Below are 14,225 nucleotides of genomic sequence, written 5' to 3'. Positions count from 1 at the left end.
GGCGACAACGGCCCTCCCCGGTCATCCGGGGAGGGCCGTGTCCGTTCCCGGCGTCCTACGGCAGGGGAGTGCCGCCGGTGGCGTTGACGATCTCGCCGGTGATGTAGCTCGCCCCGGGCGAGGCGAGGAAGACGTACGCGGGCGCCATCTCCGCCGGCTGGGCGGGGCGCCCCAGCGGTGACTGCCTGCCGAAGTCCTCCGTGCTCGGCATCGTCGAGGGGATCAGCGGGGTCCACACCGGCCCCGGGGCGACCGCGTTCACCCGGATGCCGCGCTCGGCGAGCAGCTGCGCCATGCTGTGGGTGAAGGAGACGATCGCGGCCTTCGTCATCGCGTAGTCCAGGAGGTGCGGGCTGGGCTGGTAGCCCTGCACCGAGGTGGTGTTGATGACGCACCCGCCGCGCGGCATGTGGGCGAGGGCCGCCCGGGAGAGCCAGAACATCCCGTACAGGTTGGTCTTCATCACCCGGTCGAACTGCTCCGTGGTGATGGCCTCGATCCCGTCGGGCCGGGACATCTGGTACGCGGCGTTGTTGACGAGGACGTCCACGCGCCCCAGCTCCTCCACCGCCCGGTCGATCAGGGCCGTGCACTGCTCCTCGTCGCGGACGTCGCACAGCACGGGCACCGCCCTGCGGCCCGCCTCGCGGATCAGGCGCGCCGTCTCGGCCGCCTCGTCCTTCTCCTCGGGCAGGTGGGTGAAGACGACGTCCGCGCCCTCGCGGGCGAACGCCAGGCAGACGGCCCTGCCGATCCCGGAGTCACCGCCGGTGACCACCGCCGCCCGGTCGAGGAGCAGGTCGTGGCCCCGGTAGGAGTCCTCCCCGTGGTCGGGCCGCGGGTCCATCCGCTCGGTCGAGCCGGGATATTCCTGCTGCTGGTCGGGGAACGGGGGGACGGGGTGGCCGGGGGTGTTCTCGCTGGTGTCCATGGGGTTCGGCTACCCGGCGGCCCGGCCCGTATCCCGCCCTCCGCCCGGACGGAAGCCGTCCGGGCGGACAGGAGCCCCCGGTCGCCGCACCGGCGGGCGGGCGAATGAGCCGGGGGGACCGGGGCAGGCGGACTCCGGACGGAGAACACGCTCCGCCCCGTACGGCACACGGAGACGGAGGGCGGCGGACCGCCGCTCGTCCTCTCCCTACTGGAGGAGTTGGGGACGAATGACCGAGCACGCGTGGAGTTACCGGTCGACCGCCGGGCACCTGGCGGGTGCCGATCTGACCGGCTACAAGGTCGAGGCGACCGACGGCGGCATCGGGAAGGTGGACAAGCACTCCGACGAGGTCGACGACTCCTATCTGGTCGTCGACACCGGGGTCTGGATCTTCGGCAAGGAGGTCCTGCTGCCGGCGAGCACCGTGACCCGGATCGATCCGGAGGAGCGGAAGATCTTCGTGGACCGCACCAAGGACCAGATCAAGGACGCTCCGGAGTTCCACCGCGAGAAGCACCTCGACGACCCGGTCTACCGCGACCAGCTGGGCACGTACTACGGCCTGGGCGGACCCTTCGGCGGCCGTCTGGTCTGACGGGCCGAAAGGACGACGGGACGAGGGGCGGGCCCGAACTCATCGAGTTCGGGCCCGCCCCTCGTCCCCGGACCCCCACCCCACCAGGAGGGCGCCGGGTGGTCCCTAGGCCGCGGCGGCCGCCGTACGGAGCGCCAGCTCGCGCTCCTGCTCCGTCAACCCGCCCCAGACTCCGTAGGGTTCCGCCACGCTGAGCGCGTGCTCCAGGCAGCGGACGCGCACCGGGCAGGTCGCGCAGACGGCCTTGGCGGCCTCCTCGCGCGCCGTTCGCTCCTGTCCCCGCTCGCCCTCGGGGTGGAAGAACACCTCGGTGCCCACGCCGCGGCACGCGGCCGACATCTGCCAGTTCCACTGGTGCTCCGCCCGCCCGGGCAGATGCGACACCTTAGCCATCCCGCTTGTCCTCCTCGGATCAGTCCGTGAATGCCTCCAATGTCGCGTCTGGCCGCAAAGACCACCTCGAAACGCCCGGGCCCGGAAAACGCCCCGCCCGTGTCCGCGGCGCCCCTCGGCGGACTACCGGGGCAGCGCGACCGAGAGGTGCGGGGACAGGGCGCGCAGGAAGGCGGCCGCGTCGAAGGCCGCGCCGGCGGAGACGACGCCGACCGCCCCGGTCCGGCCCGTGAGGACGCGGGCGAGGGCTTCCACGGCGAGCGGCGCGCTGACGGCGTAGATGTCCCGGCCGCTCGCCACGGCCCGCCGCTCCTCACCGCCGGAGCGCACGACGACGTCGACGAGGAACGTCTGGTCGGACCGCCCCTGCTCGTCGGCCGCGGCCGGCGCCGGAGTGTCGGGGGCGGCCAGGTCCCGCGCCGCCTCGGCCGTCATGTAGGTGCGCACCTCGGGAACGGCCAGGTGGCTGGGGACGGTGACGACGTCGGCCATGGTGAACTCCCCGATCACGGACCGGACTCCCAGCGGTTCGGGGAAGGTCCACTCCAGGGCCGGCGGGGCGTCGTCCCGGTACTCCAGCCTCCCGCCGGCGAACACCACGCGCCGGCCGTCCCTGCGCTCCCGGGAGACCGCGCCCGCCGTACGGGTCCCGGCGGTGGGGTGCCAGCCGCTCAGCCCGTACGCGACGTGCGCCTCGTCGGCCTCCGTCCAGTCGCCCATCGCCGCCGTGACGAGCAGGTCGCCGAGGCCGCCGAAGAACGCCATCGCGGGGATCACCGGGACGCCCGCGGCGGCGGCGCGCTCCGCGAAGTGCGCGAACGTGTCGAGGTTGGCCTCGATCTCCGCCGCCACGTCCACGTACGGGATCCCGGCGCGGAGGGCCGCCTCGATCACCGGCCCCGCCGTCGAGGCGAACGGACCTGCGCAGTTGACCACGGCGTCCGCGCCGGCCAGCGCGCGGTCGAGCGAGGCCGGATCGTCGACCGTGGCCGGTCGTACGTCCAGCTCCGGGCGGGACTCCGCGAACGCCCGCAGCTTGCCCTCGTCACGCCCGGCCAGGACCGGCACGAACCCCCGGTCCAGCAGCTCCGCCACCACGAACCGCCCCGTGTGCCCGTACGCGCCGTACACCGTCACGACCTGCCCCGCACCCATCACGACTCTCCCACCGCTCTTGATTGTTCAACTGTGAACCATCTTGGCGGGGGCGGACGATCGGCACCAGAACCGGAAGTGCCGTCGCCCGCACACTTTCGGACACGCCCCCATGGCAGGCTCTAATAGGCGACGGGCCCGGCGAGTTCGGTGACGGCCTGCCGGGCGGCCCGGGGGATGCCGAGGAGGGCCCGGGCCCGGTGGACGGCCGCGAGCTGCTCGTCCCCGGGCGGACCCCAGTCGAAGAGCTCCCGCACCTGCTCCGGGGTGGCCAGGACCCGGACGGGCGCGCGGCCGGTGACCGGATCGACGGACGGGGGACCGAGACGGGTGAGGGCGGCGGCGTGCCGGACGAGCGCGTACGGACCGTCCGGCCCGTCCGGGGCGAGGAGGTGCCCGAGGTACAGGGGGCGGGCGGCCGTGGCCGGGGCCGCCCCGTCGGCTTCGCGGGCCGGCGCGGCCCAGGGGTCGCCGTGGTCCGCCGCTTCGGTGGCGCCCCCGGGCAGCCGGGCCGCGCCCGTGTCGGGATCGAGGAGGACGAGCACCCGCCCGTCCGGCGCGAACAGCCAGCCCGAGGACGCGCGGACCGGAAGGCCGTCCGGGACGGGGACGGGATGGAAGGGCCGGTGGTCGCGGTCCCGCGCGGCGCGCAGCACGCCGACCCGGTCGAGGACGCCCGGAGCGATCGGGACGCCGTCCTCCAGGAGCGCGGGACCGGCCCCCTCGACGCGGGCGCGCAGCGCGGACAGGGCGCGGCGGGCGTCGCCGGGGGCCATCAGACCGGACAGGTCGGCGGGCTCGACGAACTCCACGGCCTCGACCTCGTGCCCGGGCAGCCGGATCGCGGCGATCCGGTCCCCGTCCCAGACGCCTCCGTCGTAGACGTGCACGATCTCGCCGGGGAACCGCATGACCCCGGGCGCGCCGAAGCCGTCGACCGACACCCAGTCGACGGCGAGGCCCCGGTCGACGGCCGCCGTGACGCCGAGCTCCTCCCGCAGCTCCCGGACGGCGGCCCGGGCGGGGGACTCGCCCTTGTCGACCGCCCCGCCCGGCAGGAGGCGCCAGGGCCGGTAGTCGACGCGCTGGACCAGGACCTGCCCGTACTCGTCGGTGATCAGCACGGAGGTCCCGGCCCACAGGGCGGCGGAGGCGCGCAGCAGCCCGTACTCCTCGTCGGTCATCGACGTACCGGGAGACCCGTCGGGTGCGGAAGGCGTCGTCATCTCTCTCCGATCGGTGCGGCGCCCCGGCGGGGGCGGTGGAATGCGGGGACCATGCCCTGGACGGCGGACCGGCGCCCGGCGGCGTGAACACCGTCTCGTTCCCCGGCGGTCCGCCGACCACACGCCCTCCCCGGTCCGCTCAACGGACGGGGGGAGCGGAGCGTCACGCCCGGGCCCGGCCGGCCGCCGCAGGACACGCCGTACGGCGGGGGCGGCCGTACGGCCCGCCGGGTGCCGCCGTACGACCCGCCGGGCGCTCAGTCCACCCGGATCCCCAGGACGCACGCGTCGTCCTCGTGGCCCGCGAGCTCGGGATCGGCCAGCAGCGCGTCGATCAGCCCGCGCGGTTCCAGGGACGAGGAGGCCGCCACCGCGTCCGCCAGCCGCGCGATCCCCACGGTCACGTCCTCGCCCCGGTGCTCGACCATCCCGTCGGTGTAGAGGACCAGCAGATCGCCCGGACGCAGCGGCGTCGACGAGGTCTCGTACGCGTACCCCGGCAGCGCGCCCAGGAGCGGGCCGCGCTGCTTGGCCTCCAGCGGCTCGGCCCGCCCGTCGCGCAGCAGCAGCGGCGCGGGATGGCCCGCGTCGGCCCAGTGCAGGACCTTCTCCTCGTCGAGGTGACCGACCACCACCGTGGCCGTCTTCCCCGCCGGATCGCTGCACACCAGCTCGTTCAGCCAGGTCGTGATCTCCCCGGCGGACGAACCCGTCTGCGCCAGGCCCGCCAGGGCGTGCCGCTGCTGCGCCATCCGCGCCACGGCCTCCAGGCCGTGCCCCGACGCGTCGCCGATCGCCACGAGCACCCGGCCGTCCGGCAGCAGCCGGCACTTGTACCAGTCACCGCCCACCGCGGCGTCGGGCTCGGCCGGACGGTAGGAGGCCGCCACCGTGAGCCCGACCGCCGCGAGCGCCTCCGAGTGGGTCGGCAGGATCGCCTCGCGCAGCGTGTCCGCGATCCTCCGCTCCGCCTCCGCCTGCCGCCGCAGATGGTCCGTCTCCCGCTCCGTCTCGGCCAGCCGCCGGCGGCTGCGGATCTGCGGCGTCAGGTCGCGGGCCACCAGGTTGAGGGCCCACGCCCTGCCGTCCGTCCCGGTGGCGGGCCGTCCGAGGAGGTCGAGCGTGCGGACCTCGCCGAGCACCACGAAACGGATCCGGGTCCAGGCGGGCTCCTCGCCCGCGAGGACCGACGTCAGGAACTCGGCGAACGCCGTCAGGTCGTCCGGCAGCAGCGCGTCGCACAGCTGGTCGAGCGACCAGGGCATCCGCACGTCGGCGTGGAGGATCCGGCTGAGCCCCTCCGACCAGGTCACCTTCCCGGAGAGCAGGTCCCAGTTCCCCCAGCCCATCGAGGCGATGAACTGCGCGTCGATCGTCATCAGCTCCGCCGTGCTCTGCAGCGGCCGCCACGTCACGAGGAGCTGCTCGCCGCACCGGGCGGCGGTGTACAGCAGGGGGGTGCGGTGGATCCGGCCGAGCCGCTGCTCCGTGTAGTCCACCACCTGACCGTTCAGCGGCTTGCCGGTGCCCACCACGTCCGTCAGGGCGGCGAGCAGGCCCGAGTCCGCCGCGCCCGGCCGCGCCTCCAGGAACCGCTGCCCGACCTGGTGGTCCGGTTCCTCCAGCCACTCCACCGACCGGATGCGGTTGCCGGCCACGATCCGGAAGTCCGGGATGCCCCCCGACTCGTTCCACAGCGGTTCGAGCAGTACGGCCGAGGCGGGGATCGCGGCGAGTATCGAACAGGCCCCGCGCGTCCCCGGCTCGTGGCTGCCGCACAGACACGGCGACGCCTCGCCCGTCTCGGCGGAGGGCGGCAGCACCGCCAGGGACTGCACCGGCGACGCCCGCTCGGTGCCGGACGGCGCCCCCAGCGGTCGCTCCGCGCTCCGGCGCACGGCCGCGCGCAGCGAGGTGACCTCGCGGCCGATCATGTCCTTGAGGGCATCGACGCTGTCGGGCAGGGGAAAGCTCATCGTCCGCCTCCGCGAACCACACGACGTGCCGCTCGCCTCCGAGCACCGGCGCCGCCTCGTTCGGCTCCACCGGCCACTCGCCTGACGGCGACCTGCACGGCCGCCAGGGTCCCGGCCGCCACGGGGGCGGCTGCCCATCACCGGCCGATTCATGCACGGGGGCGAGCGCGCCCGGGGGACCGGACCGCGACGGCCGCCGGACCCGGAGTACGACCTGGTCGGCGGCCTCGGCGGCCTCGGCGGTCTCAGCGACTTCGCAGCGGCCCCGCCGGCCCCGGCGGTCCCTCGGCGGCTTCTCGTCGGCGCCTCAGCGATCCCGGTCGGCGTTGAGCCGGGCGGCCCGCCGCGTCAGATGGTCCCGCTCGGCCAGGTCGGACGCCTCGCGGGCCGCCTCGGCGTACAGCCGCGCCGCCGTCGCCGTGTCACCGGCCCGCTCGTGGAGGTACGCCGCCACCGCCGTGTACCGGGGCAGCGAACCGTCCAGTACCGAGAGCGCCGCCAGACCGGCCCGGGGCCCGTCGGCCTCACCGACGGCCACCGCGCGGTTGAGCCGGACGACCGGACTGTCGGTCAGGCGCGCGAGCTCGTCGTACCACTCGACGATCTGCACCCAGTCCGTCTCCTCCGCCGTGGGCGCGTCGGCGTGCAGCGCCGCGACGGCGGCCTGGGCCTGGAACTCGCCCAGCCGGTCGCGCGCCAGGGCCGCCTGGAGGATACCGACGCCCTCGGCGATCGCCCCCGTGTCCCACCGGCTCCGGTCCTGCTCGGCGAGCGGCACCAGGGCGCCGTCGGGCGCGGTCCTGGCCGCGCGCCGGGCGTGGTGCAGCAGCATGAGGGCGAGCAGCCCCGCCACCTCGGGGTGGTCGATCACGGCCGCGAGCTGCCGGGTGAGCCGGATGGCCTCGGCGGCGAGGTCGACGTCGCCCGAGTACCCCTCGTTGAAGACGAGGTAGAGGACGCGCAGCACGGTGGCCACGTCGCCGGGCCGGTCGAGGCGCACGCCCGAGACCGTCCGCTTGGCCCGGCTGATGCGCTGCGCCATGGTCGCCTCGGGCACCAGATAGGCCCCGGCGATCTGCCGCGTGGTCAGGCCGCCCACGGCCCGCAGCGTGAGCGCGACCGCCGACGACGGCGTCAGCGACGGATGGGCGCACAGGAAGTAGAGCCGGAGCGTGTCGTCCACGGCGGACACGGGCCCGGGAGCCGGCTCCTCGTCGACGAGGTCCTCGCGCCGGCGCCGGGCGGTGTCCGCCCGGGTCGCGTCGAGGAACCGGCGCCACGCCACGGTGACCAGCCAGCCCTTCGGATCCCGCGGCGGATCGGCCGGCCACACCCGGACCGCCTCGACCAGCGCGTCCTGCACGGCGTCCTCGGCCGCCGCGAAGTCGGCTCCGCGGCGGACGAGGATCCCGAGGACACCCGGCACGAGGCCCCTGAGCAGGGCCTCGTCCATCAGTGACACCACTCCGTGACGGTGGGCGGCGCGGTCAGGAACGGGCGCACCTCCAGCCACTCGTGGATCGGCTTCCCGCCCGCCCCCGGGGCGGCCGACAGCTCGCCCGCCAGCTCGACGGCGCGCTCGTAGCCGTCGACGTCGATCACCATCCAGCCGGCGATGAGGTCCTTGGTCTCGGCGAACGGACCGTCGGTGACCGGCGGGCGGCCCTCGCCGTCGTAGCGGACCCACGCCCCCTCGGGCGCGAGCGCCTGGCCGTCGACGAACTCGCCGCTCTCCCGCAGCCGGTCCGCGAAGTCGTTCATGTACCGCACGTGCGCCGAGATCTCCTCCGGCGTCCACCGGTCCATGGGCACGTCGTTGACGGCGGCCGGAGCGCCCCGGTAGTGCTTCAGCAGCAGGTACTTGGCCATGGTGTCTCTCCTCGGAGGGGGTGCGGCCCATTGTGGTCGCGTTCACCCCTGGGACGGAGCGGGGCGCGGCTTCTCGACATCACCGGCCGAATTCCTCCCGACTTCTTTCGCGGGACGCGCGCGAGGGGCGGCTCCGGACCGGAGCCGCCCCTGGGGCGGGGGTCAGCCGGCGGTGCCGGGGACCCAGTGGCTGTGGACGCGCATGATGCGCGGGGCGACGCCCGTCTCGGGCCAGCCGTGCTCGGTGGCGACGGGCATCATCTTCTCGACGAACGCGTTCATCTGCTGCTCGGTCTCCCACATGTCGAAGACCTCGAGCCCGTCGTCCGTCGGTACGCACGCGTGGGCCACGCAGCCGTCGAAGACGCCGGGCATCCGCTGGAGGTCGGCGTTGAGCCTGTCGTACTGCTCCGTACCGACCCCCGGGAGGACGGCGTGGACGAAGAGCACCATGACGGTCCCTCCTCACGAGGCGGGGCGGAGCCCTCCGAACCGTCCCTGTGGCGGCGATCCGCCCTCTGCCAGCACATCACCTACCGCTCCGTACGGCATCCGGGCACCGCCGCCGCTCCGGCCCCCTCAGCGGCGCCGCCGGGGGAGGTGCGGCCCCCTGAGGGCGGCACGGGCCGCGTTGGCGCCGGGCGCCCCGTGGACGCCGCCGCCCGGGTGCGCCGTGGCAGAGGCGAGGTAGAGGCCGCGGATCGGGGTGCGCGGCCGCCCGGTGCCCGGCACGGGGCGGAAGACCAGCTGCTGGTGCAGATTGGTGGTGCCCTGGTTGACGGCCCCGCCCACCAGGGCCGGATTGAGCCGCTCCAGATCGGGCGGCGCCAGGACCCGCCGGGCGCGCACGGCGGCGCGGAACCCGGGCGCCAGGCGCTCGATGCCCGCCTCGACCCGGTCGGCGATCGCCTCCTTCTCGCGCTCGTCCCAGCGCCCTCGGATGCCGTCCGGCCCCGCGTCGGACCGGACGCGCTGCGGGACGTGCGTGTAGCCCCACGCCGATTCCGTACCGGCGGGGGAGCGGCTCGGGTCCGCCGTGGTCATCTGCCCGAGCACGGTGAACGGCACCTCCGGCACCTGCCGCATGGCGATCTGCCCGGCGAAGCGGGTCAGCGCGTCCATGCCCTCGGCCACGTGCACGGTCCCGGCGCGGCGCGCGCCCTCGGAGGTCCAGGGGATCGGGCGGTCGAGGGCCCAGTCCACCTTGACCGTGGCGAAGTCCCACTGGAAGCGGCGCAGATCGGCGCGGAGCCGGGGCGGCAGGTGCTCCTCGCCGACGAGGCGCTCGTACAGCAGGGGGGCCGGGACGTCGGCGAGGACCGCCCGCCGGGCGGGCACCTCGGTGCCGTCGTCGGTGCGGACGGCGACCGCCCGGCCGCCCCGGACCACCACCCGGGCCACCGGGTGGCCGCAGCGCAGCTCGCCTCCCCGGTCGAGTAGCCGCGCCACGAGCGCGTCGGTGAGCCGGCCCGCGCCGCCGACGGGCACGGGGAAGCCGTGGTCCTGTCCCAACATGCTCATGAGCCAGCCGAAGCCGCCGCCGAGGGCCGACTCGGGACCCAGGTCGGCGTGGAGCGCGTTCCCGGCGATCAGCAGCTTCCCGCCCTCGCCCGCGAAGTGCTCCTCGCCGAAGCGCCGGGCGGGCAGGAGCATCGTGCGCAGCAGCCGCAGCGCGTCGTTCGGACCGGTCCGGGCGAGGAGCCGCGCCCCCGCCCGCACCGGCGGGAACGGGGTGAACAGGCACCCGATCAGGTCGTCGGCGACACCGCGCCAGAGCCGGTGCAGCCGCTCCCAGGCCGCCCCGTCACCGGCGGCGAAACCGGCCGTCGAGGCGGCAGTCCCCCCGACGTCCCGGTTCAGGACCGCGCAGCGCCCGTCGGCGAGCGGATGGGCCACGACGGCGGGGGCGTGGCTCCAGCGCAGGCCGTACCGGTCGAGCGCGAGGTCCCGGATCACCGGCGACGCGGCGGCGAGCGGATAGAAGGCGCTGAACGTGTCGTGGACGTAGTCGGGGTGGACGCCCCGGTCGCTGCGCACGGCTCCGCCCGGCTCGTCCGTGGCCTCCAGGACGACGACGTGCCATCCGGCGTCGGCGAGGACGTTGGCCGCCACCAGACCGTTGGGCCCGGCGCCGACGACCACCGCGTCGGGCGCCGTCACGGCCGGACTCCCCGCCCCTCGCCGGCACCCTGTCGTTGCCCGGTCTTCTTCTTCCGGGAGAGGGCGATGTCCTCCAGCCGCGCCAGCATCCCCCGGTGGCGCCAGCGCGTCAGGGTGTCGACGGCCGTGTTGTGCCAGCGCGCAGCGGGGCCCCGGAGGGGGTGCTCGTCGACGATGACGAGGGTGTCGGCGCCCCACGGCACGAGCCGGAAGGCGATGCGGGCGGTGCCCAGGTCGGTCTTCGCCTCCAGTTCGAGGCGGCGGCCCGGCTCGCAGATCCGGGAGGTGGTGCGGCCCCGGTACGACTTCGGTCCGAGCTTCAGCACGTACCCCAACTGCGACCCCGGGGCGGGCCATTCCCCGTCCTCCTCCCACGTGTCGTGGGTGCCGACCACGAACCGGGAGTACAGCCGGCCGTCGCTCAGGACCGACCAAACGTCCTCGGGCGTGGCTTCGACGAGACGGTTCCACTGTGCCATGGCGGGGATCTCCTCAGGAGGGAAGTCGGGAGCGGACGCGGAGGGCACCGGCGACCGCGCCGGCCCCCAGGGTCAGGGCGGCGGCCCGGCGGCCCGCCGTACGGATCCGCGCGTGCCGGCCGCCGGACACCGCCGCGGTGTCCCCGGACGGGTCGCGCAGGATGCCGGTGGTGACCGGAGCCGTGCCGGGCGCGTCGAAGTAGTGGTCCTCGGTACGCCGCCGGATCAGGCGCCGCACCAGGCCGGGCGCCACGGCGTGGGCGGCCGGCAGGAGCCGCGCCCCCGGACCGACCGTCACGCGCCGCCGGGGACGGACCGCCGCGCGCACGACGGCCGCCGCCACCCGCTCGGGGGTGGCGACGGCCGGCAGGGCCCGCATCCGGCGGCCCGTGTGGTTGGCCGCGTGCCGGAAGAACGGGGTGTCGACACCGGTCGGCAGGACGGTGCACACGGCGATCCCGTGATCCCCGGAGAGCGCCAGCTCCTGCCGCAGCACCTCGTCGAGGGTGATCAGGGCGGCCTTCGAGGCCGCGTAGGGGCCCTGGTACGGCGCCTCGACGGCGCCGCCGAGCAGGGACGAGACGTCGACGATCACGCCCCGGCCCCGGCGGCGCATCGCGGGGAGCGCCGCCCGCACCCCGTGGAGGACGCCCAGGACGTTGACCTCCCACAACCTGCGCACGTCGTCCGGCGGCACCCGGTCGAGGCGGCCCAGGACGCCGACCCCCGCCGCGTTCACCCAGACGTCGACCCGGCCGAACCGGTCGAGCGCCGTCCGCGCGACCCGGTCCGTCGCGGCCGCGTCCGTGACGTCGGCGGGGACGGCCACCGCCTCGGCGCGGGGATGGGCGGCGGCGCACTCCCGCGCCACCTCGTCCAGGGCGTCCGCACTGCGGGCGGTGACGACCAGGCGCGCGCCGCATCCGGCGAAGGCTTGGGCCACGGCGCGCCCGATCCCGCTCGACGCGCCCGTGACCACGACGACGGTGCCGGGCGCGGGCACGTACTGTCCTATCCTCATGCGTCGCATATGACCTGTTTCATGGGGTTCATGCGCTCGAGCGCTCCGCCGCGACGGGACCGGGACGCCACTTACGCGCGCTTCCCGGACGCGTCACCGGGCGCCGGGGCGCCGCCGGGCGACCCCTGCTCCCCGGCGTCCCGGTCGAGCTCCTCGAACCGGCGCACGTCCTCCTCGTCCCAGGCGCGCGTGTCCCGGGGCTCCGTGTACGGCTCCCGGTCCGGCGCCATCCCGCCGAGCACGGCCCGCTGCCGCACCGCCTCGGCGTCGAACTCGAGACCCAGGAGCAGGGCGAGGTTGCTGATCCACAGCCAGACCAGGAAGACGATGACGCCGGCCATCGTGCCGTACGTCTTGTTGTACGAGGCGAACTGGCTGACGTACAGCGCGAACCCGGCGGAGGCGAGCATCCAGATCAGAAGGGCGAGAACACTGCCGGGGGTGACCCACTTCCACCCCTTGACCTTGGCGTTGGGGCTGGCCCCGTACAGCAGCGCGATCATGGCGGACACCAGCAGGACGAGCACCGGCCACTTGGCGATCGACCACACCGTCAGCGCGGTGTCGCCGATGCCGAGGGCGGTTCCCGCCTGGCGCGCCAGGGTGCCGGTGAACACCACGATCAGGGCGCTGATCACCGCCAGGACCATCAGGACGGCCGTCATCCCGACCCGTACGGGAAGGAGCTTCCAGACCGGGCGGCCCTCCGGCATGTCGTAGACCTGGTTGGCCGCCCTGATGAACGCCCCCACGTAGCCGGACGCGGACCAGAGGGCGAGCACCACGCCGACGATCGCCATGACCGAGCCCGTGCCGGCCTGCCCCTGGAGCTGCTCCACGGCGTTGTTCAGCATGTCGCGGGCCGGGCCGGGGGTGAGCTGCCGCAGGTTCTCCATCACCCGGTCCGTGGTCGACTTCCCGCTGATGCCGAGCAGCGACAGGAGCACCAGGATCGCGGGGAAGAGGGCCAGGATGCCGTAGTACGTGAGGGCCGCCGCGCGGTCCGTCAGCTCGTCGTCCTTGAACTCCCGCACCGACCCCTTGAGGACCCCCAGCCAGGACCGGCCCTTCAGCTCGGTGGGGGCGTCCGGCGCACGCCGCTCCACTTCGGGCCCGGGGCCGACCTCCTCGGGCGTCGGCGTCTCCCGCGCCGCGGCCTCGTCGCCGCGCTGTTCGTCTCCTGCATGATGAGATGTGGCCATGCCCCTGCGGGTGCCCCCGCCCGGCGCGCATAAGCCCACGTCGTCAGCCCACGTCGTCGGGCCGCGTCGTCAGGCCGCGTCGGCCCGTTCGGCGCCCGCGTCGGCCCCGCCCCCGGGCGCGGACCGGCCCCGGACCGACCGGTGCCGCGCCGGACGGCGCTCCCCGACCGGCCGGTCCGGGTTCCGCACCAGCCGGAGGTGACGCCGGCCGGCATGGCGCGAGGTCCTCGGCGGACTCGTCACCCGGTCCTCGACCCGGTCCATGAGGAACAGGAGCAGTCCCAGCAGGGGCAGCAGGAGAACGGCGATCGCAACCACGGCACATTTCCTCCTCGTCGAACGCGTCGGCCTCGCCGAACCGCGTTTCCTCGTTCCCCGAGCGGGTGCCCGGATCCGCGTCCGACGCGCGACGGCTCGTGTGAAGGTTCTGCGACCGACGAAACCGGGACCGGTACCGGTAGGCGGGACCGGTACCGGTACGCGGGACCGAGGCCAGGACCTGGAGCGCCCCCTCTAGGAGCCCGCCGACAGTACGGCGACGCCCGGCCCGTCCAGGTCGCCGAGCGCCGCTTCCCGTCCGCAGACGGCCAGGAGCAGGGAGAGCACGGGCCCCGTGACCTCCGGCCCCGCGCCGATCCGCACCTCGGCGTCGGTCGCGGAGAGCCGGACGCGGGTCAGCAGTTCCCTGGCCCCGCCGAACGACGCCGGGGTCCGCGCCTGCAGGCGGAGCGCCCGTACGACGGCCGAAGGCGGATAGGCGCGGGCGAGGCCCAGGGGCCGGCGGATGTCCTCGCCGTGGACGACCTCCTCGACGAGCCGGCTGTCGAGGGGCGCCGGGGGCGTCGTCCTCCGCGACACCACCCGGCGCAACCGCTCCAGCGTCTCCCCGGGCGTGGCACCGCGCTGGCGGGCCACCCCCAGGGCGTTCTGCCGGTCGAAGTCGAACCGCGCCCCGGCGAGACCGACCACGAACCCCAGACGTGTCGTACGGGCCGTGTCGACCAGATGGGCGGCCACGTCGTGCACGGTCCACCCGGCGCAGAGCGACGGCTCGTCCCACCGCTCCTCGCCGAGACGCGCGAGGTCCTCGACGAGCGCGGCGCGCTCCGCGTGCACCAGCGGCCAGACGTCGTCCACCATGGCTCCTCCTCCGTCGGTCAGGGTGTCCGACAGGGGGGACCGTGCGGGCGACGGGAACTCATCGCCCGGCGCCTC

The 14,225-nt window shown here is 75.1% G+C and carries 15 protein-coding genes; 1 reads left to right on the top strand and 14 read right to left on the bottom strand.

Annotation, left to right across the window (positions count from 1 at the left end):
- Window positions 1-55: 55 nt before the first annotated feature.
- The gene (locus tag ACIQD7_RS31730; RefSeq protein ID WP_402446298.1) at window positions 56-931 is read right to left on the bottom strand and encodes an SDR family oxidoreductase; all 876 of its coding nucleotides are present in this window, start codon (window positions 929-931) and stop codon (window positions 56-58) included.
- A gap of 229 nt (window positions 932-1,160) precedes the next feature.
- On the opposite strand from ACIQD7_RS31730, the gene ACIQD7_RS31725 reads away from it, so the two are divergent.
- Complete coding sequence (locus tag ACIQD7_RS31725; protein ID WP_402446296.1) at window positions 1,161-1,529, top strand: PRC-barrel domain-containing protein; 369 nt, start codon at window positions 1,161-1,163, stop codon at window positions 1,527-1,529.
- A 105-nt stretch (window positions 1,530-1,634) separates the two neighbouring features.
- On the opposite strand, the gene ACIQD7_RS31720 is transcribed toward ACIQD7_RS31725, so the two are convergent.
- The 13 genes from ACIQD7_RS31720 to ACIQD7_RS31660 all read right to left on the bottom strand — a co-directional run bounded on the left by ACIQD7_RS31720 (window position 1,635) and on the right by ACIQD7_RS31660 (window position 14,150).
- Window positions 1,635-1,922: a WhiB family transcriptional regulator gene (locus ACIQD7_RS31720; protein ID WP_121831526.1), complete on the bottom strand. Its 288-nt coding sequence runs from the start codon at window positions 1,920-1,922 to the stop codon at window positions 1,635-1,637.
- Between the two features lie 123 nt (window positions 1,923-2,045).
- On the bottom strand, window positions 2,046-3,077 hold the full coding sequence (locus tag ACIQD7_RS31715; protein WP_402446293.1) for a saccharopine dehydrogenase NADP-binding domain-containing protein: 1,032 nt from the start codon (window positions 3,075-3,077) through the stop codon (window positions 2,046-2,048).
- Between the two features lie 122 nt (window positions 3,078-3,199).
- Window positions 3,200-4,261: an NUDIX domain-containing protein gene (locus ACIQD7_RS31710; protein ID WP_402446290.1), complete on the bottom strand. Its 1,062-nt coding sequence runs from the start codon at window positions 4,259-4,261 to the stop codon at window positions 3,200-3,202.
- A gap of 299 nt (window positions 4,262-4,560) precedes the next feature.
- Window positions 4,561-6,279, bottom strand: a complete 1,719-nt coding sequence (locus ACIQD7_RS31705) for a PP2C family protein-serine/threonine phosphatase (protein WP_402446288.1) — start codon at window positions 6,277-6,279, stop codon at window positions 4,561-4,563.
- A 307-nt stretch (window positions 6,280-6,586) separates the two neighbouring features.
- On the bottom strand, window positions 6,587-7,732 hold the full coding sequence (locus tag ACIQD7_RS31700; protein ID WP_402446384.1) for an RNA polymerase sigma factor: 1,146 nt from the start codon (window positions 7,730-7,732) through the stop codon (window positions 6,587-6,589).
- A complete protein-coding gene (locus ACIQD7_RS31695) occupies window positions 7,732-8,148 on the bottom strand; it encodes a YciI family protein (protein ID WP_161373254.1) in 417 nt (138 codons plus the stop codon). The genes ACIQD7_RS31700 and ACIQD7_RS31695 overlap by 1 nt, the downstream gene beginning before the upstream one ends.
- A gap of 162 nt (window positions 8,149-8,310) precedes the next feature.
- Complete coding sequence (locus ACIQD7_RS31690) at window positions 8,311-8,601, bottom strand: hypothetical protein (RefSeq protein ID WP_402446285.1); 291 nt, start codon at window positions 8,599-8,601, stop codon at window positions 8,311-8,313.
- A 126-nt stretch (window positions 8,602-8,727) separates the two neighbouring features.
- Entirely contained in the window at window positions 8,728-10,308 is a 1,581-nt protein-coding gene (locus ACIQD7_RS31685; RefSeq protein ID WP_402446282.1) for a phytoene desaturase family protein, read from the bottom strand.
- A complete protein-coding gene (locus tag ACIQD7_RS31680) occupies window positions 10,305-10,787 on the bottom strand; it encodes an SRPBCC family protein (protein ID WP_402446280.1) in 483 nt (160 codons plus the stop codon). The genes ACIQD7_RS31685 and ACIQD7_RS31680 overlap by 4 nt, the downstream gene beginning before the upstream one ends.
- Window positions 10,788-10,800: 13 nt before the next feature.
- A complete protein-coding gene (locus ACIQD7_RS31675; RefSeq protein WP_402446277.1) occupies window positions 10,801-11,808 on the bottom strand; it encodes an SDR family NAD(P)-dependent oxidoreductase in 1,008 nt (335 codons plus the stop codon).
- 71 nt (window positions 11,809-11,879) lie between these two features.
- Complete coding sequence (locus ACIQD7_RS31670) at window positions 11,880-13,010, bottom strand: YihY/virulence factor BrkB family protein (RefSeq protein WP_402446274.1); 1,131 nt, start codon at window positions 13,008-13,010, stop codon at window positions 11,880-11,882.
- 69 nt (window positions 13,011-13,079) lie between these two features.
- Window positions 13,080-13,328, bottom strand: coding sequence for a hypothetical protein (locus tag ACIQD7_RS31665; RefSeq protein WP_402446272.1), 249 nt, complete (start codon window positions 13,326-13,328; stop codon window positions 13,080-13,082).
- A 195-nt stretch (window positions 13,329-13,523) separates the two neighbouring features.
- Window positions 13,524-14,150 carry a maleylpyruvate isomerase family mycothiol-dependent enzyme gene (locus ACIQD7_RS31660; protein ID WP_202527827.1) on the bottom strand — a complete coding sequence of 209 codons (627 nt, stop codon included), beginning with the start codon at window positions 14,148-14,150 and terminating at the stop codon, window positions 13,524-13,526.
- Window positions 14,151-14,225: the final 75 nt, after the last annotated feature.

Origin of the sequence: Streptomyces sp. NPDC093071 (assembly GCF_044754545.1) — a bacterium.
Classification (GTDB): domain Bacteria; phylum Actinomycetota; class Actinomycetes; order Streptomycetales; family Streptomycetaceae; genus Streptomyces.
This window is presented reverse-complemented; position numbering and strand designations above follow the sequence as displayed.

What these genes read in the sequence shown, in the direction of transcription:
- ACIQD7_RS31715 (WP_402446293.1), bottom strand. Translation starts at nt 3,077, where the DNA reads ATGGGTGCGGGGCAGGTCGTGACGGTGTACGGCGCGTACGGGCACACG.
- ACIQD7_RS31720 (WP_121831526.1), bottom strand. Translation starts at nt 1,922, where the DNA reads ATGGCTAAGGTGTCGCATCTGCCCGGGCGGGCGGAGCACCAGTGGAAC.
- ACIQD7_RS31670 (WP_402446274.1), bottom strand. Translation starts at nt 13,010, where the DNA reads ATGGCCACATCTCATCATGCAGGAGACGAACAGCGCGGCGACGAGGCC.
- ACIQD7_RS31710 (WP_402446290.1), bottom strand. Translation starts at nt 4,261, where the DNA reads ATGACCGACGAGGAGTACGGGCTGCTGCGCGCCTCCGCCGCCCTGTGG.
- ACIQD7_RS31680 (WP_402446280.1), bottom strand. Translation starts at nt 10,787, where the DNA reads ATGGCACAGTGGAACCGTCTCGTCGAAGCCACGCCCGAGGACGTTTGG.
- ACIQD7_RS31730 (WP_402446298.1), bottom strand. Translation starts at nt 931, where the DNA reads ATGGACACCAGCGAGAACACCCCCGGCCACCCCGTCCCCCCGTTCCCC.
- ACIQD7_RS31725 (WP_402446296.1), top strand. Translation starts at nt 1,161, where the DNA reads ATGACCGAGCACGCGTGGAGTTACCGGTCGACCGCCGGGCACCTGGCG.
- ACIQD7_RS31675 (WP_402446277.1), bottom strand. Translation starts at nt 11,808, where the DNA reads ATGAGGATAGGACAGTACGTGCCCGCGCCCGGCACCGTCGTCGTGGTC.
- ACIQD7_RS31700 (WP_402446384.1), bottom strand. Translation starts at nt 7,732, where the DNA reads ATGGACGAGGCCCTGCTCAGGGGCCTCGTGCCGGGTGTCCTCGGGATC.
- ACIQD7_RS31690 (WP_402446285.1), bottom strand. Translation starts at nt 8,601, where the DNA reads ATGGTGCTCTTCGTCCACGCCGTCCTCCCGGGGGTCGGTACGGAGCAG.
- ACIQD7_RS31705 (WP_402446288.1), bottom strand. Translation starts at nt 6,279, where the DNA reads ATGAGCTTTCCCCTGCCCGACAGCGTCGATGCCCTCAAGGACATGATC.
- ACIQD7_RS31660 (WP_202527827.1), bottom strand. Translation starts at nt 14,150, where the DNA reads ATGGTGGACGACGTCTGGCCGCTGGTGCACGCGGAGCGCGCCGCGCTC.
- ACIQD7_RS31695 (WP_161373254.1), bottom strand. Translation starts at nt 8,148, where the DNA reads ATGGCCAAGTACCTGCTGCTGAAGCACTACCGGGGCGCTCCGGCCGCC.